This window comes from Streptomyces sp. NPDC107538 (assembly GCF_055657445.1).
On the sequence record NZ_JBVKAY010000004.1, the window covers coordinates 436,712 to 454,120 of the forward strand.

Here is a 17,409-nt window from a genome sequence, read left to right on the forward strand (position 1 = left end):
CCGGGCGGCCCCAGGTCGTCGTTCTCGTCGTGCCTCGTCGTGCCGCCATTGTCGCGGCCCCGGCTCATCCCGTTCCCGCTCACCCTCTTGCGTTCACCAACTCTGCATTACATATTGAGTTTTGCGTGTTAAGTAGACGTAACCCTACGGTAGCTACCGCCGAACCGGTCGGCACCTTGTCCTCGGGGAGCCCTGCGTGGACCGCACAACCCAGCTCACCGCCCGTCCGTCCGGCACGGGTGGGCACGCCGGACGCGATGTATACGATCCGGCCGCGCTGTCGCCTCCGCTGCGCCGCGCGGCGGCCCAGGTGCTGGCCGACAACTGGACGGGCCGGTCCACGGTGCCGTCGCGCAAGCTGTATCCGCACCAGTGGTCGTGGGACTCGGCGTTCATCGCGATCGGGCTGCGGCATCTGTCGCCGCCGCGGGCGCAGACCGAGCTGGAGACGCTGCTCGCGGCGCAGTGGGGCGACGGACGGATCCCGCACATCGTCTTCAACCCGTCCGTGCCGCTCGACGCGTACTTCCCGAGCCCCGACTTCTGGCGCTCCTCCACCGCCGGACGCGCCGCGGGCGCCCCGCGCACCACCCAGACCTCGGGCATCGTGCAGCCGCCGGTGCACGCGCTGGCGGCGTGGCTGGTGCACCTGGCCGACCCCGAACTGTCCCGGGCGCGCGGCTTCCTGGCCCGCGTCTATCCGGGCCTGGCCGCCTGGCACCGCTATCTGCTGCACCGCCGCGACCTGGGCGGCGGCGGGCTGGCCTCGGTCGTCCACCCCTGGGAGCAGGGCATGGACAACAGCCCCGCCTGGGACGCGCCCCTCGCCCGGATCACCCCGGCCCCGGCCCGCTCCTTCCGCCGCGCCGACCTCGACCACGGCGCGGCCGAGGACCGGCCGACGGATCTGGACTACGGACGGTACGTACGGCTGGCGACGGACTACCGCGACGCCGGGTACGCGGACGGTGGGTACGCAGACGCCGGGTACCGGGACCGGGCGGGTGGGCCGCGTGGGCAAGGTGGGCCGGGTGGGAGAGGCCGGGCCGGTGAGGGCGGGTTCGCCGTCGAGGACCCGGCGTTCAACGCCCTGCTCATCGCCTCCGAGCACGCCCTCGCCCGGATCGCGAAGGAGCTGGGCGCCCCGGGCACGGCCCGCCACGCCCGCGCGGAACGGCTGACGGCGGCCCTGGTGGAGCGGCTGTGGGACCCGGCCGAGGGCATGTTCTTCTGCCGGGACGTCGTCACGGACACCCTCGTCCCCGAGCGCGGTGTCTCCGGCCTCGTCCCCCTCCTGCTCCCGGACCTGCCCCGCGACATCACGGCCGCGCTCGTACGGACCCTGCACGGCCCGCGCTTCGGGCTCGGCGACACCACCCGGCTCGTGCCCTCGTACGACCTCACCGGCGAGGCCTTCGACCCGCACCGCTACTGGCGCGGCCCCGCGTGGTTCAACACCAACTGGCTGCTGGAGCGCGGGCTCAGGGTGCACGGGGAGCGGGAGCGGGCCGACGCGCTGCGGGCGGCGCTGCTGGAGACGGCGGGGTCGTCGGGGTTCGCCGAGTACGTGGACCCGTACACCGGTGAGGCGTGCGGAGCGCTCGGCTTCGGCTGGACCGCCGCGCTCGCCCTCGATCTGCTGCACGACGACGGACATGAGCGGCACGAAGGACGACACCACGACGACGACGTCGTGTTCGGCATGCGTGACCAGGGAGGGGACCGAGGATGACGGACCGGCATCACCTGCTCGTGCGCGGCGGGACGTTCGCCGCCGTGGGCGACGGCGGCGACATCAGCGGGGTACGGGGCGGCAGTTCACCGGACGGGCTGTTCGTCCGGGACGCCCGGCATCTGAGCCGGTGGCAGCTGACCGTCGACGGCGCGGTTCCCGAGACGCTCACCCCGGTCACCGGCGGCGACACCGCGCGCTGTGTGCTCGTGCCCCGGGGCGGGCGCGGGGAACCGGCCGCGTACACGCTCTTCCGTGAACAGGCCGTCTCCGACAGCGCGTTCGTGGAGACGCTGCGGGTCACCAGCAACCGCCCGGTGGCGAGCACGGTCCGGATCGCGATCACCGCGGACGCCGACTTCACCGACCAGTTCGAGCTGCGCTCCGACTTCCGTACGTACGCCAAGAGCGGTGTCGTGCGGAAACGCGAAGTCCTCGCCGACGGTGTGGAGTTCAGCTACCGGCGCGGTGAGTGGCGGTCCTGTACGACGGTGACGGCCGAGCCCGCGCCGGACAGTGTGGAGGAGACCGGGACGGGGGCGCGGCGCCTGGTCTGGGCCCTCGATGTCGCGCCGCACGGTTCGGCGGAGCTGACCCTGCGGGTGATGGCACGGCCGCACGGCGACCGGCGGGCCATCCGGGTACCGCGCTCCCCGGCTGCCGTGAACGATCAACTCCTCGCCCTGGAGGGCGAGTTCATGGAAGGCGTGGCCTTCCCCACCGGCTGGCCCGAGCTGGCGGCCGCCTGTGCGCGGGGCCTCGCCGATCTCGCCGCGCTCCAGGTCGCGGCGACCGGACCGGACGGCGAGACCCTGCGGGTGCCGGCGGCCGGGGCGCCCTGGTTCCTCACCCTCCTCGGCCGTGACGCCCTGCTGACCTCCCTGTTCACCCTCCCCTACCGGCCCGAGCCGGCCGCCGCCACCCTGCTCGCGCTCGCCGCCGCCCAGGCCACCGAGGTCGGCGTCGGCTCGGTGGCCCAGCCCGGCAAGATCGTGCACGAGATGCGGCACGGCGAACTCGCGCACTTCGGGCAGGTGCCGTACGGCCGTTACTACGGCTCGGTGGACGCGACCCCGCTCTTCCTCGTCCTCCTCGGCGCGTACGTCGAGCAGACCGGGGACGTGACCCTGGCCCGCCGTCTGGAACCCCACGCACGGGCGGCGGTCGGCTGGATGCTCGACCACGGCGGCCTCACCTCGCGCGGCTACCTCGTCTACCGCGCCGACCAGGGCGGCCTCGCCAACCAGAACTGGAAGGACTCCCCCGGCTCGATCTGCTCCGCCGACGGCAGCCGGCCCGCCGCCGGGCCGGTGATGGCCGCGGGCGCGCAGGGCTACGCGTACGACGCGCTGCGCCGCACCGCCGTACTGGCCCGCACGGTGTGGGAGGACGAGGTGTACGCGGCGCTCCTGGAACAGGCCGCCGGTGACCTCCGGGACCGCTTCCAGCGGGACTTCTGGATGGCCGAACACGACTTCCCCGCGCTGGCGTTGGACGGCGAGGGACGGCAGGTCGACGCGCTCGCCTCGGACGCGGGGCATCTGCTGTGGTCGGGGCTGCTGGACAAGGAGTACGGGAAGGTGGTGGGGCGGCGGCTGCTGGAGCCCGACTTCTTCTCCGGGTGGGGCGTGCGGACGCTGGCCGCCGGGCAGCCCGCGTACCACCCGCTGTCGTACCACCGGGGGTCGGTGTGGCCGCACGACAACGCGCTGATCACGTTGGGGCTGGCGCGGTACGGGCTGCACGACGAGGCGCGGGCGGTGGCCTCCGGGATGGTGGACGCGGCGACGGCGGTGGGGCATCGGCTGCCGGAGGTTCTTGCGGGGTACGGGAGGGATACGCATCCGGAGCCGGTGCCGTATCCGCATGCGTGTGTGCGGGAGGCGCGGTCTGCGGCGGCTCCGTTGGCGCTGCTGACCGCGGTGGGGGGCGCCTAGTCGCTCGGGGGTTCGGGTGCGTTGGCGGGTGCGGGTCCGGTGGGGCTTCTCGCGCAGTTCCCCGCGCCCCTGAAAGGCGGGGGCTACGCCCCCTGCCTTTCGGCCCGCAGAGCCGCCAACAGCCTTCCCGCCCGCTGCCTCGCCTCCGCCTCCGTCCAGGCCCACTTCGTGGTCGGGGGGCGGTGGGTGGTCCAGGTGTCCCAGTGGCTGCGGGCCTTGCCGTAGCGGTCGGCGACGAGGACGTGGGGGAGGCCCAGGAGGAGGGCGAGGACGTGGCCGTGGAGGCGGTCGGTGACGGCGACCCGGCCGGCGGTCAACAGGCGGCAGCCGCGCGCGAGTTGGAGGCGGGCGAGACCGTCGTAGGCGGCGAGGAGGGCGGGGACGGCGCCGGGCGGGTCGCCGGAGCCCGCTCGGCACAGGGCGCGGGCCCGGCTCCGCCACAGGGCCTCCTTGGCCCGGCGCCAGTCGAGGTCGGCGCCCTCCCGGGTCCAGTCGAAGACGTACGGGCCGGAGTGGTCCTCGCGTGCCGCGCCCCGGCCGGCGGGCGGGCCCTTCGCGGACTCCTTGTCCTCCCTGGCCAGCCAGACCACGTCATGGGCGGCCGTGCCGCCGGTGAGCGCGTCCGGTGGGACGGCGAAGGCCAGGTCGGGGGCGAGGAGGGCGGGGGCCTCGAAGACGGTGCGGCAGCGGTGCAGGCTGTGCCGGTCGCGCAGCAGCAGCGTGAGGTCGGGGTGGGCGTCGAAGACGCGGCGGGCGCGGGTGAGGTTGGTGTGGTCCGTGAAGTGCACGGACTGGGGCAGCTGGACGATCCGGCGGTCCGGGAAGTCCCGTAGCACCTGTTCGCGCAGGAGTTGGCTGTCCTCCCACAGATCGCCGAGGTTGCCGCCGCCCGTCAGCATGATCGGGCCGTCCGGGAGACAGGCCGCCAACTGCCCGGCGTCGTACGACATCAGGTCGCAGGCGTAGCGGACATCGGCCCCGAGCGCGCCGAGCAGCGCGCGCTGGCCGAGCCAGATCGCGCTGTCGCCGACGTTGGAGTTCAGCGGGGCGCCGATGACCGCGCACCGGGTGCCGGCCGGGACCAGCCGGTCCAGGACGGTGAGGACGTACGAGACGTGGTGGGCGCAGTGGGGGACGTAGGCGGGAGGCACACCAAGAGGCGATACCCGGACATTTCCTCACCTAGTCCGAGATGACGGAAACCGGCCTCACAACGACCGGAAAGCCGACAGAACGGTCACCAGCCATGAGGAACTGCTCCCCCGGGCGCGTCCAGTTCGGCGCCCCCGGCACCCCCGGCCAACTACCCTCCGGACGTGTCCAGTTCGGCGTCCTCGCTCACGCCCGCGCAGTCGTACGGGTCCTTGAGCCAGCCGTCGGGCAGGACGACGCGGTTGTTGCCGGAGGTACGGCCGCGCGGCCCGTCCGCGCCGGTGGGCCAGGGCTGGTCGAGGTCCAACTCGTCCAGTCCAGCGCGGAGTTCGGCGAGGGAAGAGGTGATGGCGAGGCGCTTGCGCATCTCGGAGCCGACGGCGAACCCCTTGAGGTACCAGGCCACATGCTTGCGGAAGTCGACGACGCCCTTGGTCTCGTCGCCACTCCACTCGCCGAGGAGCGTGGCGTGCCGGACCATGATCTCCGCGACCTCACGGAGGACGGGGCGGGCGTACGACGTCCGGCCCTCGAAGGCCGCCACCAGGTCCGCGAACAGCCAGGGCCGGCCGAGGCAGCCGCGCCCGACCACGACGCCGTCGCAGCCGGTCTCCCGCACCATCCGCAGCGCGTCCTCGGCGGACCAGATGTCGCCGTTGCCGAGGACCGGGATCTCGGGGACGTGCTCCTTGAGGCGGGCGATGGCGTCCCAGTCGGCCGTGCCGCCGTAGTGCTGGGCGGCGGTGCGGCCGTGCAGGGCGATGGCCGTCACCCCCTCCTCGACGGCGATGCGGCCGGCGTCGAGGTAGGTGATGTGATCGTCGTCGATGCCCTTGCGCATCTTCATGGTGACCGGGAGGTCGCCCGCGCCGCTCACGGCCTCGCGGAGGATGGCCCGGAGCAGGTGCCGCTTGTACGGGAGGGCCGAGCCGCCGCCCTTGCGGGTCACCTTGGGGACCGGGCAGCCGAAGTTGAGGTCGATGTGGTCGGCGAGGCCCTCCTCCGCGATCATGCGGACGGCCTTGCCGACGGTCGCCGGGTCCACGCCGTAGAGCTGGATCGAGCGCGGCTTCTCGGTCGCGTCGAAGTGGATCAGCTGCATGGTCTTCTCGTTGCGCTCGACCAGCGCCCGCGTGGTGATCATCTCGCTGACGAACAGCCCCTTGCCCCCACTGAACTCCCTGCACAGGGTGCGGAAGGGCGCGTTCGTGATCCCGGCCATGGGGGCCAGGACGACGGGCGGGGAGACGATGTGCGGACCGATCCGGAGCGGCGCGGCGGGCGCGTTCGAGGGCGTGGACATCTCCCCATTGTCACGCACGCGGGCGGGAGCCCGGCACGCACGCGGGCGGGAGCCCGTCACGCATCCGGGCGAGCGCACCGCCATTCATTAGTTAGGCGCACTATTGAGTAGGCGTACGATGGGCCGCATGCCCGAGCTCAGCCGCCGCCACCGTCTGCTCGTGCTCGCGATCTGCTGCACCAGCCTCCTGATCGTGAGCCTGGACAACACCGTCCTGAACGTCGCCCTGCCCGCGATGCAGCGCGATCTGAACGCGAGCCTCGCCGGGCTCCAGTGGACCATCGACGCCTACACCCTCGTCCTCGCGGCGCTGCTGATGCTGGCCGGGTCCACGGCGGACCGGATCGGCCGCAAGCGGGTCTTCATGGCGGGCCTGGTCGTCTTCGCGATCGGCTCGCTGCTGTGCTCCCTCGCCCCGAACCTCGAATCGCTCGTCGCCTTCCGGATGGTGCAGGCGGTCGGCGGCTCCATGCTGAACCCGGTCGCGATGTCGATCATCACCAACACGTTCACGGACCCGCGCGAGCGGGCGCGGGCGATCGGCGCGTGGGGCGCGGTGGTGGGCATCTCGATGGCCGCGGGACCGATCATCGGCGGGCTGCTCGTCGAGTCGGTCGGCTGGCGCTCGATCTTCTGGATCAACCTGCCGGTCGGTCTGGCCGCGCTGCTGCTGACCTGGCGGTACGTCCCCGAGTCCCGCGCGCCGAAGGCCCGCCGCCCCGACCCCGTCGGACAGCTCCTCGTCATCGCGCTGCTCGGCTCCCTCACGTACGCGATCATCGAGGCGCCGACAGCGCCGCTCGCCGAGACCCTCGCCCTCGGCGCGGTCTCCCTGGCCGCGCTGCTCGCCCTCCTGCGCTACGAGCCGCGCCGCGCCGAACCCCTCATCGACCTGCGCTTCTTCCGTTCGGCGCCGTTCAGCGGGGCGACGGTGATCGCGGTCAGCGCGTTCGCCGCGCTCGGCGGTTTCCTCTTCCTGTCGACGCTGTACCTCCAGAACGTCCGCGGCCTCGACGCCCTGCACGCCGGTCTGTGGATGCTCCCCATGGCGGTGCTGTGCTTCGTCTGCGCGCCGGTCGCCGGGCGGCTGGTCGGCAGCCGGGGTCCGCGGCTGCCCCTTCTCATCGCCGGGGTCGCGATGACCGCGAGCGGGGTGCTCTTCGCCGCGTTCGAGGCCGAGACCGAGAACGTCACCCTCGTCATCGGCTACGTCCTCTTCGGCCTCGGCTTCGGCTTCGTCAACGCGCCCATCACCAACACGGCCGTCTCCGGCATGCCCCGCACCCAGGCCGGGGTGGCCGCCGCGGTCGCCTCCACCAGCCGCCAGATCGGCCAGACCCTGGGCGTCGCGGTCATCGGCGCGGTCCTGGCGGCGGGCATCGGCGCCTCCTCCTACGCCGACGCCTTCGTCTCCGCCGCCCGCCCCGCCTGGTGGATCCTCACGGCCTGCGGCTTCGCCGTCCTCGTCCTGGGCGCGCTCACCACGGGGGCGTGGGCCCGGGGCACCGCCGCCCGGGCGGCCGAACGCCTGGAGTCGGTGGAAGTGCGGGATGCGGCGGGGGTGCGGTCGTGAGCACCGCTGCCCGGAGTCAGTTGCCGGACCGCTCGGCGAGGGTGTGCGCGACGAGGGCATTGGCGTGGCCATGGCCCAGCCCGTGCTCGGTCTTGAGCCAGGTCACGAGTTCCATGTGCTTGGTCAGGGGCGAGGAGCGAATGAGGTCCTTCCACTCCGCGATCGGGCGACCGTACTTCTTCTCGATGGAAGGGAAGTAGCTGGCAGGACCCTTCACCTTGGCGGTCATGTCGGTCATGTGGGCCATCCCGTCTGTCCGTTGCGCTGCTTCGATGTCGTCGCCGGTACGACCGACGGGCGCGAACGGAGTCATCGGCCGACGAGAGTGCACTGCGTCACACCTGCTGCTCCCTCTCCAGCGCCAGCGCGTGCAGTCGCTCCAGGCGGCTGCGGGTCTGCTCGTCGACCGGGACGTACGTGACCATGCGGGGGCCGGGGCGGGGGCCGAGCCAGAGGTCGGTGTGGTCCACGTCGAGGAGGCCGACGTGGGCGTTGCGGTACCGCTTGCGCTTGTTGAAGTTCTCGACGACCTCGTGCCGCTCCCAGGCCGCGCGGAACTCGGCGGACTCGGTACGCAGCCGCTTCAGCAGGGTCTTCCAGGCGGGGTCGGTGAGGTGGTCGGCCATCGCGGCGCGCAGCTTGGCCGCGAGGAAGCGGGTGGTCTCCTCCAACTGGACCATGGAGGAACGCCATTGGGAGTTGGTGTAGGCGAGGATCATGCAGTTCATGTCCTCCGGCGGCACCTCGGAGAGGTCGCAGAAGAGCAGCCCGAACGTGCGGTTGTGGGCCAGGATGTCGTACCGGCTGTTCTGGATGGAGGCCGGGATCGGCTCCAACTGCTCCAGCAGCGCGTACTGGGCGTCACTGATCGCATGGCAGCGCGCCCCCGGCGCCGGGTCGGCGGCCCCGGCCAGGTTGAAGAGATGGGCGCGCTCGCTGGTGTCCAGGAGCAGGGCACGGGCCAGGGCGTCGAGGACCTGGCCGGAGACATGGATGTCGCGCGCCTGCTCCAGCCACGTGTACCAGGTGACGCCGACCGCGGAGAGGTGCGCGACCTCCTCACGGCGCAGTCCCGGCGTACGCCGGCGGCGGCCCCGGGGCAGACCGACCTGCTCGGGAGCGATGTGTTCACGCCGGTGCCGCAGGAAGGCGGCGAGTTCGTTCCGCCGGATCACCGACGCCGTGGTCGTCGTCATGCGCCCAGGGTGCCCCCTCGCGGATCCTGTTGCCAGGTACCGCCAGTACCAGGATGAAGAGACTCTGGTACCAGTCTGAGCGGCGCGCGAACCTGGCTTCCGTGACCGAAAGCCCGACAACTCCGACGCCCACCCGTTCCCCGACCTCCGCCTCCGCCTCCATCACGACCACGTCCGCTTCCCCGCCCGTCCTGGGCGACCTCGGTCTCCTCGCGGTCCTGCTCGGCGCGGCGCTCCCGCTCATCGACTTCTTCATCGTCAACGTCGCCCTGCCGACGATCGGCCGCGATCTCGCCGCGAGCGAGGCCGTGCTGGAACTGGTCGTCGCCGGATACGGAGTCTCGTACGCCGTGCTGCTGGTGCTCGGCGGCCGGCTGGGCGATCTGTTCGGCCGGCGGCGGCTGTTCCTGTGGGGCATGGCCGCGTTCGGTGTGACCTCGCTGGCGTGCGGGCTCGCGCCGGACGCCTGGACGCTCGTCGCGGCCCGGGTCGCGCAGGGCGCCGCGTCCGCCGCGATGCTGCCGCAGGTGCTCGCCACGATCCAGTCGGCGACGGCCGGCCCCCGCCGGGCCCGCGCGATGAGCCTGTACGGCGCCACGGCCGGACTCTCCATGGTGGCCGGGCAGATCCTGGGCGGCGTCCCGGTCTCCGCCGACCTCGCCGGCACCGGCTGGCGCTCGATCTTCCTGGTCAACGTCCCCGTGGTCGTCCTCGGCCTCCTCCTGACCACCCGTTCCGTGCCCGAGACCCGCTCCGCCCGCCCGGAACCGCTGGACGGCCCCGGCACGGTCCTGCTGGCCGTCTCCCTGCTCACCCTCCTGCTCCCGCTCACCGAGGGCCGGGCCTCGGGGTGGCCCCTGTGGACCTGGGCGGCGCTGGCCGCGTTCCCGTTCGCCGCGACCGCGTTCTACCTCGTCGAGCGACGCGCCGACCGCCTCGGCCGTACGCCGCTGGTGCCGCCGAGCCTGTTCCGGCTGGTCTCGCTGCGGCGCGGGCTGGTGATGATCCTGCCGTTCTCGATCGGGTTCGCCGGGTTCATGTTCGTCGTCGCGGTGGCGCTGCAGGAGGGCGCGCGGCTCGGGCCGACGGCGGCGGGGCTCGCGCTGTCCCCGATGGCGGTGGTGTTCTTCGTCGTCTCGCTGGCCGGGCCGCGCCTGGTCACGCGGTACGGCACCCGCGTCGTCACCGTCGGCGGACTGGTGCAGGGCGTCGGCCTCGCCCTCATCGCGCTCGGCGTCTGGCGGTCCTGGCCCGAGCCGCACTGGCCGCTGCTGCTCACGGGTGTGGCGGTCGCGGGCGGCGGTCAGGCCCTCCAACTGCCCATCGTCTTCCGGATCGTCCTGTCCGAGGTGCCGCCCGAGCGGGCCGGTGTCGGCAGCGGCGTCATGATCACCACCCAGCAGTCGGCGCTGGCGCTGGGCGTGGCCACGCTCGGCTCGCTCTTCCTGGGGCTGGCCCCGGGGATGGGCATGCGGGACGCCCTGGTGACGACCCTGCTCGTCCAACTGGCCGGGGTGGCACTGACGGTGGGGCTGAGCCGCAGGCTGCCGCGCGTGGTGGGATGACAACTGAGGTGACGCCTGAGGTAACACCTGGGACAACTCCTTGTGCGAACCTCCCCGTTGATGTTCGTCCTGCCGCACACTCCTCACGGGCTTCGCAGACCTCACGGACCTCACGGACCATACGGCTGGAGACGTCGTGCAGCAGATCAACACGAGCAAGGTGAGACGCTGGGACCAGCACGGGCGGGAACACACCGTGCGGGTCCAGCGCTCGGGAGTGCAGCGCACGATCAGATGCGACACCTGCGGCTGGCGCAAGGGCGCGCAGTTCCTGCCATGGCTGAAGGCGGAGGAACACCTCGCCGAGGCCCACCAGGCGACGGTGGACCCGACGGACTCGTGACCGCCGTGGGCCCGCGGCCCCGCGCCCTCAGGCCAGTTGGTCGAGCGCCTCGGTGACCTGGTCCATCACGCCCTGCCAGTGCGCCCGTTGGCGCTCCCGCTCCTCGGGGCCCGCCATGCGCTCCTGGTGGAAGACGAGCACCGACCGGCCGCCGCCGGCCGCCGAGACGGCGACCTGGACGGTCGTATCGCCGTACGTGACGCGGATACGGTCACCGGGCCGGTAGCCGCGCACCTCGCCCGTGGCGCCCGCGTCGGTCTCGTACGCGGCCCCGTACTCGGGGGTGAGCCGCGCCCCGGCCCCGAGCCACAGCTCCAGCCCGCGCGGCCCGCTGATGAACTCCCATACGGCGGCGGGCGATTGGGGCAGTGTGCGGGAGACACCGACCTGCCATCCGGCGTCTTTGGTGAGTCCGGTGGATCGAGCGGACATGAGGATCACCCTTTCCCTTTCTCTAGGACTTCTGCCGTACGCGGTGGGCGCGGACCTTGTGGCGGTTGCCGCAGTGCTCCATCGAGCACCAGCGGCGGCGGCCGGGGCGTGAGGTGTCGACGTAGAGGAGGTGGCAGCGGTCGCCGGCGCACATCCGGACGCGTTCCGCGTACGGCCCGGTGAGGAGGTCGACGGCGTCGCGGGCGACGGTGGAGAGGAGCTGCGCGCCGGTCGCCGTACCGGCGGCCCAGCCCCGGCTGCCGTCCGCGCCGATCGCCGGGGCGAGCGGGGGGCGGGCCGCGGCCTCGTTGACGACGTCGAGGTCGGCGGTGTCCGCCGCGGCTATGCCCAGCTCGGGGAGCCCGGCGGCGCCGACGACACGGGAGACGGCCGTACGGGTCAGCGCGTCGCGCAGCCGCCGGGCGTACGCCACGTCGTCCGCCGTGATGTGGAGGGCTGGGGGCGTGGGGGTGAGCCGGGACTGTTCGGCCCATTCGGCCAGGTCGGCCGGGGTGTGCAGCACCTCGTAGCGGGCGAGGGCGCCGGGGCCGCCGGTGACCAGCAGCTCCAGGCACAGGGCGCCCGGATCGAACCGGTAGACGTTCCCGGAGTAGGACCGGAGCCGGATGCCGTGCGCTGCCGACACTCCCGACACCCCCTTCGCCGCCGATGCGCTGGACGCCGTAGCCATGTAACCAATATAACCGGTTACATGGCTACGACCACCGCACTGAACTGGAAACTGGTCATCGACACCCGGGACGCCCAGCCCCTGGCCGACTTCTGGGCCGCGGCGCTGGGCTACGAGGTGGAGGACCCGAGCACCCTCATCACCCATCTCCTCGCCACGGGCGACCTCCCGGAGGCCGCCGTCGCCGAGCACAACGGCCACCACGTCTTCCGCGGCTACGCCGCCGTCCGTCACCCCGACGACCCGTACGACCCCTTCACCGGCATCGGCAAGGGGCGCCGGCTCCTCTTCCAGGACGTCCCCGAACCCAAGACGGTCAAGAACCGCCTCCATATCGACATCCACGCGGGCCCCGACGGCCTGGAAGCCCTCACCACCCGCCTGGAAACCCTCGGCGCCACCCGCGTCGAGGAGTTCGACCGGGGCCCGGCGGGACACTGGTGGGTGATGCGGGATCCGGAGGGGAACGAGTTCTGCGCGGCGTAGGCGTCGACCGGGAAGACGGGCTCCAGAGATGATCGACGACCATGGGAACGTGGGGAACCGGGCCGTTCGACAGTGATCTCGCCGCGGATTTTGTCGACGCGTTGGAGGGGCTGTCCTCCGAGCAGGTCGTCGAGGTGCTGCGGAGGGCACTCCGGCGTGCGGTGGACTCCGGCGACCGGGTGGACGGTGGAGACGGGGCGGAAGCCGTGGCCGCTGCCGCTCTGGTCGCCGCTCAGGTTCCCGGCAGTGGGGTGGTGATCGACCCTGATGACGGGCCGAAGGGACCGCTGCCTCCGCTGCCCGTCTCCCTGCGGGCGCTGGCTCGTGAAGCGCTTCGGCGCGTCGCAGGGGACGGGTCCGAACTCGCGCGAGGCTGGGTGGACGGTGGTGACGGCCTCGCGTGGCGGAGGGAAGTGCGGTTGATCCGGGAGGGGTTGGACGCCGACGGCTGAAGGACGGTGGCCCCCGGAGTCGTGCCCCCGTCAGGTCCGCAGGCCCCGTACCACCAGTTCCACCACCGCCTCGAACTGTTCCTCGATGTCCGGCTGTTGCCAGACGGGGGCGTAGGAGGGGTCGTGGAAGCGGGCCGTGGCGTGGAAGACGGCTCGGGCGGTGGCTGCCGGGTCGGTGGGGGTGAAGGTGCCGGTGTCGACACCGGAGCGGACGATGTGGGTCAACTGGCCCGTCAGGTCGGCGATGTGGGCGCCGACCACCTCGCCGTTCTCCTCGGTCAGGACCTGGTAGGTCGCGAAGAGTTCCGGGTCGTCGCCCGCCTTGCGGCGCTTCGCGTCGAAGAGGGCCGCGAGCCAGGCGCGCAGCCGGGCCTCGGGGTCGCCGTCCTCGGCGGCGATCGCGGTCAGGGTCGCCGTCGTACGGTCCAGCCAGCGCTTGGTCACCGCCCCCCGCAGCACCGCCTTCGTACGGAAGTGGCGGTAGACGCTGCCGTGGCTGACGCCGAGCGCGCGGGCCACGTCGACCACGGTGGCCTTGGCGGGCCCGTGGCGGCGCAGCACCTCCTCGGTCGCTTCGAGGATGCGCTCGGCGGTCAGGGTCTCGGAGGTCGGTGAAGGTGACATGGGGGGAACCGTAACCGGGGAGGCGATCAGCGTTCGCTGTCGAGGTGTGCCATCTGGGCCGCCGGGTAACGCTCGCCCGCCGCCGCGTCGGCCGGTACGGCACCCTCGATCGCCGCCAGGTCGGCCGCGTCCAGGGTCACCTCCAGCGCGCCCAGCGCCTCGGCCAGCCTGTCCCGGCGGCGGGCGCCGACGAGCGGGACGATGTCCTCCCCGCGGGACAGCACCCAGGCGATCGCGATCTGCGCGACCGACGCCCCCTTCTGCTCGGCGATCTTCCGCAGGGCGTCGACCAGGTCCAGGTTGTGCTGGAGGTTCTCCCCTTGGAAGCGGGGCGAGAAGGTCCGGAAGTCCCCCGCCGCCAGCTGCCGGTCGCGGGTGAAGTGGCCCGAGATCAGGCCCCGGGAGAGCACTCCGTACGCCGTGACCGCGATGCCCAGCTCCCGCGTGACCGGCAGGATCTCGTCCTCGATGCCGCGCGAGATCAGGGAGTACTCGATCTGGAGGTCCGTGATCGGCGCCGTGGCGGCGGCCCGGCGGATCGTCTCCGCGCCCACCTCGCTCAGGCCGATGTGGCGGACGTACCCCTTCTCGACCAGTTCCGCGATCGCGCCGACCGTCTCCTCGATCGGCACGTCGGGGTCGACCCGCGCGATCCGGTAGACGTCGATGTGGTCGGTGCCGAGGCGCTGGAGGGAGTACGCGGCGAAGTTCCGCACCGCCGCCGGGCGGCCGTCGTACCCGGACCAGGCCCCGTCCGGGTCACGCAGCGCCCCGAACTTGACGCTGGTCAGCGCCTGCTCCCGGCGGGCGGCGGGCGCGGCGCGCAGGGCCTCGCCGATCAGCAGTTCGTTGTGGCCCATGCCGTAGAAGTCGCCCGTGTCCAGCAGGGTCACACCGGCTTCGAGGGCCGCGTGGATCGTCGCGATCGACTCGGCCCGGTCGGCCTCGCCGTACAGCGCGGACATGCCCATACAGCCGAGGCCGAGGGCGGAGACCTGGGGGCCGGTGGAGCCGAGGGTGCGGGTCTGCATCGTGGTGGTCTTGGTCATGACTCCACGATGACATGACAGCTGACAGATTTCAATATCTGTCAGCTGTCAGCCGTCAGCTGCCATCTGTCACATGTCGCTCGTCGGGGTATCCGCCCCGCCCGTCAGCCCTGTCGCAGCGGTATCGCCAGGTCCACCACCTGTCGGCTCTTCGGGAAGGCTCCCGCCGAACTCGCCTTCCCCGTCAGCAGGTTGACGCCGAACAGCCGCGTCCCCGTCACCGCGTACCCGGCGTTCACCCCGCCGCTCGTGGAGCTGTAGATGTCGAACCCGGAATCGAGCGGGGCGTCGACGCCGAGGTTGCCGGTGGGCGCGAGGCTGCCCGCGTTGGCCGGGGACTGGAGCGAGACCCGGTCCTGGGCGGTGTCGAGGTCGAAGAGCGTGGTCGCCGTCGTGGTGTCGAGGTCGTTGTTCGTGTACGCCGCCCCGGTCACCTCCTGGGCCGTGAGGCCGGCCGTGGCGGGCGGGACCGGCGGGTTGGTCAGGGTGCCGTCGACGGCCGTGGTGCCGGCGGCCGGGGCGCCCTGGGGGTCGTCGAGGTTGTGGCGGAGGTTCTGGCCGGTGTCACTGATCACCCGGAGGCGGTTGGCGGCGGGGTTGAAGTCCACGCCGTACGCCTTGCCTTGGAGTGCGACGGTGAGCTGGGAGACCTTGGTGGCCTTGGCGCCCACCTCGCGGATCGTGTAGATGCCACCCCGGTCGCCGACGCCGTACAGCTTGTTGTTCTGGACGCGGTAGTCGATGCCGACGAGCTTCGTGTCGCCCTTGAGGCCGCCGACCTTGCCCAGCGGGACGACGGCACCCGGCTTGTCGACGCGGAAGACGACGAGCCGCTGGTCGGTGGTGAGACCGATGGCCTTCAGCCCGCCGGGCACCTTCGCCCCGCCGGCACCGAGGCCGCCGCCCTTGGACTCGACGTCCGCCCCGAGACCCGAGCCGCCGTCCGACGGGGCCCCGGAACCCGAACCCGAACCCGACCCGGAACCCGCCGCCCGCGAACCCGCCGACGCGGACGATCCGCCCAGCGCCCCCGCCCCGACCGCGCCGACCGTCCCGATCGCCACCGCCATCGTGAGTACGCCGATGATCGCTTGCTTGCGCATGTACGCCCCCGTGAAGCCGAGCGGCCCGCCCCGTGCGGGCCGTCTGCCCTCTCCTTCGGCGCGGGGACGGGTCCGGATTGGTGGGTCGTACGAGAAATTTCCCGGAACGGACCGGGAACGGACCAAGCCTCCCTGTCATTCCGTTGGGCACGATTCGTCCGCTCTCCGTGAAGCACGACGCGCACGACTCGAACGCGGGCAGCCGCCGGCTTGTTCAGCCTGTGAAACGCCGAGTTCCCCGGCCCCATAAGGGGCGCGGGGAACTGCGCGACCGGCCACGACGAACGCGCGGCCGCTCCATCACTCAAGCGAGGCGGACGCTCAGGCGCCGACCAACCGACCCGCGAGGTAACCCTCGATCTGGTCCAACGACACCCGCTCCTGCTTCATCGAGTCCCGCTCCCGCACGGTCACCGCGTTGTCGTCGAGCGTGTCGAAGTCGACGGTCACGCAGTACGGCGTACCGATCTCGTCCTGACGACGGTAACGGCGCCCGATCGCACCCGCGTCGTCGAAGTCGATGTTCCAGTTCTGCCGCAGCGCCTGCGCCAGACCCTTGGCCTTCGGGGACAGCTCGGGGTTGCGGGAGAGCGGGAGCACCGCGACCTTGACCGGCGCGATGCGGTGGTCCAGGCGCAGCACCGTCCGCTTCTCCAGCTTGCCCTTGGCGTTGGGCGCCTCGTCCTCGGTGTACGCGTCGAGGAGGAAGGCCAGCATCGTGCGGCCGACACCGGCGGCCGGCTCGATGACGTACGGCGTGTACCGCTCGCTCGACTCCTGGTCGTAGTACGACAGGTCCTGACCGGAGGCCTTGGAGTGCGCGCCGAGGTCGTAGTCGGTGCGGTTGGCGACGCCCTCCAGCTCACCCCACTCGTTGCCGCCGAACTGGAAGCGGTACTCGATGTCGGCGGTGCGCTTGGAGTAGTGGGAGAGCTTCTCCTGCGGGTGGTCGTACCACCGCATGTTCTCCTCGCGCAGGCCCAGGCCGGTGTACCAGTTCCACCGCTCCTGCATCCAGTACTCCTGCCACTTCTCGTCCTCGCCCGGCTTGACGAAGAACTCCATCTCCATCTGCTCGAACTCGCGGGTGCGGAAGATGAAGTTGCCGGGCGTGATCTCGTTGCGGAAGGACTTGCCCATCTGCGCGATGCCGAACGGCGGCTTGCGGCGCGAGGTGGTCTGCACCTGGGCGAAGTTGGTGAAGATGCCCTGGGCGGTCTCGGGCCGCAGGTAGGCGATGGAGCCGGTGTCCTGGGTGGGGCCGAGGTGCGTGGAGAGCAGACCCGAGAACTGCTTGGGCTCGGTGAACTGGCCCTTGGTACCGCAGTTGGGGCAGTTGACGTCCGCGAGGCCGTTCTCCGGCAGGCGGCCCTTCTTCGCCTCGTACGCCTCCTCCAGGTGGTCCGCGCGGAACCGCTTGTGGCAGGAGGTGCACTCGGTGAGCGGGTCGGAGAAGGTGGCGACGTGGCCGGAGGCGACCCAGACCTCGGGGGCCAGGATGACGGACGAGTCGATACCGACCACGTCCTCGCGCGACGTCACCATGTAGCGCCACCACTGACGCTTGATGTTCTCCTTGAGCTCGACACCCAGCGGTCCGTAGTCCCAGGCGGCACGCTGGCCGCCGTAGATCTCGCTGCACGGGAATACGAAGCCACGGCGCTTGCTCAGGCTGACGATGGTGTCGATCTTGTCGGCGGCCACGGTGCTCTCTTCATTACGACGACGGGCGACGAAGCGATGCGCCCCTGGAGGGAAGCGAACGCGCTTC

At 72.0% G+C, this 17,409-nt stretch carries 17 protein-coding genes; 7 read left to right on the top strand and 10 right to left on the bottom strand.

Going from position 1 to position 17,409, the window contains the following annotated elements; all coding sequences use genetic code 11:
• Positions 1 to 196 precede the first annotated feature (196 nt).
• Positions 197 to 1,732: an MGH1-like glycoside hydrolase domain-containing protein gene (locus ACZ7MG_RS16410; protein WP_471380076.1), complete on the top strand. Its 1,536-nt coding sequence runs from the start codon at positions 197 to 199 to the stop codon at positions 1,730 to 1,732.
• A complete protein-coding gene (locus tag ACZ7MG_RS16415) occupies positions 1,729 to 3,669 on the top strand; it encodes an amylo-alpha-1,6-glucosidase (RefSeq protein ID WP_471380074.1) in 1,941 nt (646 codons plus the stop codon). The genes ACZ7MG_RS16410 and ACZ7MG_RS16415 overlap by 4 nt, the downstream gene beginning before the upstream one ends.
• Positions 3,670 to 3,752: 83 nt before the next feature.
• Here ACZ7MG_RS16415 and ACZ7MG_RS16420 read toward each other — a convergent pair whose 3' ends face one another.
• Positions 3,753 to 4,820: a polysaccharide pyruvyl transferase family protein gene (locus ACZ7MG_RS16420; RefSeq protein WP_471380073.1), complete on the bottom strand. Its 1,068-nt coding sequence runs from the start codon at positions 4,818 to 4,820 to the stop codon at positions 3,753 to 3,755.
• Positions 4,821 to 4,972: 152 nt separating this feature from the next.
• Positions 4,973 to 6,124 (bottom strand): tRNA dihydrouridine synthase DusB, encoded by a 1,152-nt coding sequence (gene dusB, locus ACZ7MG_RS16425; RefSeq protein ID WP_471380071.1) that lies wholly within the window; start codon positions 6,122 to 6,124, stop codon positions 4,973 to 4,975.
• Positions 6,125 to 6,251: 127 nt separating this feature from the next.
• Here dusB and ACZ7MG_RS16430 point away from each other — a divergent pair, with 127 nt between their 5' ends.
• The gene (locus ACZ7MG_RS16430; protein WP_471380069.1) at positions 6,252 to 7,697 is read left to right on the top strand and encodes an MFS transporter; all 1,446 of its coding nucleotides are present in this window, start codon (positions 6,252 to 6,254) and stop codon (positions 7,695 to 7,697) included.
• Between the two features lie 16 nt (positions 7,698 to 7,713).
• Here ACZ7MG_RS16430 and ACZ7MG_RS16435 read toward each other — a convergent pair whose 3' ends face one another.
• Both ACZ7MG_RS16435 and ACZ7MG_RS16440 read right to left on the bottom strand, forming a co-directional pair.
• The gene (locus ACZ7MG_RS16435) at positions 7,714 to 7,926 is read right to left on the bottom strand and encodes a DUF4287 domain-containing protein (RefSeq protein WP_471380550.1); all 213 of its coding nucleotides are present in this window, start codon (positions 7,924 to 7,926) and stop codon (positions 7,714 to 7,716) included.
• A 106-nt stretch (positions 7,927 to 8,032) separates the two neighbouring features.
• Complete coding sequence (locus ACZ7MG_RS16440) at positions 8,033 to 8,893, bottom strand: MmyB family transcriptional regulator (RefSeq protein WP_471380067.1); 861 nt, start codon at positions 8,891 to 8,893, stop codon at positions 8,033 to 8,035.
• A gap of 101 nt (positions 8,894 to 8,994) precedes the next feature.
• Between ACZ7MG_RS16440 and ACZ7MG_RS16445 the strand changes: the two genes are divergently transcribed.
• Positions 8,995 to 10,458, top strand: coding sequence for an MFS transporter (locus ACZ7MG_RS16445; RefSeq protein WP_471380065.1), 1,464 nt, complete (start codon positions 8,995 to 8,997; stop codon positions 10,456 to 10,458).
• A 136-nt stretch (positions 10,459 to 10,594) separates the two neighbouring features.
• Positions 10,595 to 10,801, top strand: coding sequence for a hypothetical protein (locus tag ACZ7MG_RS16450; protein ID WP_471380064.1), 207 nt, complete (start codon positions 10,595 to 10,597; stop codon positions 10,799 to 10,801).
• A gap of 27 nt (positions 10,802 to 10,828) precedes the next feature.
• On the opposite strand, the gene ACZ7MG_RS16455 is transcribed toward ACZ7MG_RS16450, so the two are convergent.
• The gene (locus ACZ7MG_RS16455; protein ID WP_471380063.1) at positions 10,829 to 11,233 is read right to left on the bottom strand and encodes an SRPBCC domain-containing protein; all 405 of its coding nucleotides are present in this window, start codon (positions 11,231 to 11,233) and stop codon (positions 10,829 to 10,831) included.
• A 22-nt stretch (positions 11,234 to 11,255) separates the two neighbouring features.
• The gene (locus ACZ7MG_RS16460) at positions 11,256 to 11,924 is read right to left on the bottom strand and encodes a CGNR zinc finger domain-containing protein (RefSeq protein WP_471380062.1); all 669 of its coding nucleotides are present in this window, start codon (positions 11,922 to 11,924) and stop codon (positions 11,256 to 11,258) included.
• A gap of 21 nt (positions 11,925 to 11,945) precedes the next feature.
• Between ACZ7MG_RS16460 and ACZ7MG_RS16465 the strand changes: the two genes are divergently transcribed.
• Together ACZ7MG_RS16465 and ACZ7MG_RS16470 are read left to right on the top strand one after the other, a co-directional pair.
• Entirely contained in the window at positions 11,946 to 12,410 is a 465-nt protein-coding gene (locus ACZ7MG_RS16465) for a VOC family protein (RefSeq protein WP_471380061.1), read from the top strand.
• Positions 12,411 to 12,451: 41 nt separating this feature from the next.
• Positions 12,452 to 12,862 (top strand): DUF4259 domain-containing protein, encoded by a 411-nt coding sequence (locus ACZ7MG_RS16470; RefSeq protein WP_471380059.1) that lies wholly within the window; start codon positions 12,452 to 12,454, stop codon positions 12,860 to 12,862.
• A gap of 30 nt (positions 12,863 to 12,892) precedes the next feature.
• Here the strand turns inward: ACZ7MG_RS16470 and ACZ7MG_RS16475 are convergent, their stop codons facing one another.
• The 4 genes from ACZ7MG_RS16475 to ACZ7MG_RS16490 all read right to left on the bottom strand — a co-directional run bounded on the left by ACZ7MG_RS16475 (position 12,893) and on the right by ACZ7MG_RS16490 (position 17,342).
• Positions 12,893 to 13,486 carry a TetR/AcrR family transcriptional regulator gene (locus ACZ7MG_RS16475; RefSeq protein WP_471380057.1) on the bottom strand — a complete coding sequence of 198 codons (594 nt, stop codon included), beginning with the start codon at positions 13,484 to 13,486 and terminating at the stop codon, positions 12,893 to 12,895.
• A gap of 26 nt (positions 13,487 to 13,512) precedes the next feature.
• Positions 13,513 to 14,535 (bottom strand): aldo/keto reductase, encoded by a 1,023-nt coding sequence (locus tag ACZ7MG_RS16480; RefSeq protein WP_471380056.1) that lies wholly within the window; start codon positions 14,533 to 14,535, stop codon positions 13,513 to 13,515.
• A 104-nt stretch (positions 14,536 to 14,639) separates the two neighbouring features.
• On the bottom strand, positions 14,640 to 15,638 hold the full coding sequence (locus ACZ7MG_RS16485) for a DUF4394 domain-containing protein (RefSeq protein WP_471380054.1): 999 nt from the start codon (positions 15,636 to 15,638) through the stop codon (positions 14,640 to 14,642).
• A 321-nt stretch (positions 15,639 to 15,959) separates the two neighbouring features.
• The gene (locus tag ACZ7MG_RS16490) at positions 15,960 to 17,342 is read right to left on the bottom strand and encodes a glycine--tRNA ligase (protein WP_471380052.1); all 1,383 of its coding nucleotides are present in this window, start codon (positions 17,340 to 17,342) and stop codon (positions 15,960 to 15,962) included.
• Positions 17,343 to 17,409: the final 67 nt, after the last annotated feature.

Bases quoted from the DNA above. Each gene is read 5' to 3' on its own strand.
- ACZ7MG_RS16460 (WP_471380062.1), bottom strand. From the start codon at position 11,924: ATGGCTACGGCGTCCAGCGCATCGGCGGCGAAGGGGGTGTCGGGAGTG.
- ACZ7MG_RS16475 (WP_471380057.1), bottom strand. From the start codon at position 13,486: ATGTCACCTTCACCGACCTCCGAGACCCTGACCGCCGAGCGCATCCTC.
- ACZ7MG_RS16480 (WP_471380056.1), bottom strand. From the start codon at position 14,535: ATGACCAAGACCACCACGATGCAGACCCGCACCCTCGGCTCCACCGGC.
- ACZ7MG_RS16440 (WP_471380067.1), bottom strand. From the start codon at position 8,893: ATGACGACGACCACGGCGTCGGTGATCCGGCGGAACGAACTCGCCGCC.
- ACZ7MG_RS16465 (WP_471380061.1), top strand. From the start codon at position 11,946: ATGGCTACGACCACCGCACTGAACTGGAAACTGGTCATCGACACCCGG.
- ACZ7MG_RS16455 (WP_471380063.1), bottom strand. From the start codon at position 11,233: ATGTCCGCTCGATCCACCGGACTCACCAAAGACGCCGGATGGCAGGTC.
- ACZ7MG_RS16470 (WP_471380059.1), top strand. From the start codon at position 12,452: ATGGGAACGTGGGGAACCGGGCCGTTCGACAGTGATCTCGCCGCGGAT.
- ACZ7MG_RS16485 (WP_471380054.1), bottom strand. From the start codon at position 15,638: ATGCGCAAGCAAGCGATCATCGGCGTACTCACGATGGCGGTGGCGATC.
- ACZ7MG_RS16415 (WP_471380074.1), top strand. From the start codon at position 1,729: ATGACGGACCGGCATCACCTGCTCGTGCGCGGCGGGACGTTCGCCGCC.
- ACZ7MG_RS16430 (WP_471380069.1), top strand. From the start codon at position 6,252: ATGCCCGAGCTCAGCCGCCGCCACCGTCTGCTCGTGCTCGCGATCTGC.
- ACZ7MG_RS16435 (WP_471380550.1), bottom strand. From the start codon at position 7,926: ATGACCGCCAAGGTGAAGGGTCCTGCCAGCTACTTCCCTTCCATCGAG.
- dusB (WP_471380071.1), bottom strand. From the start codon at position 6,124: ATGTCCACGCCCTCGAACGCGCCCGCCGCGCCGCTCCGGATCGGTCCG.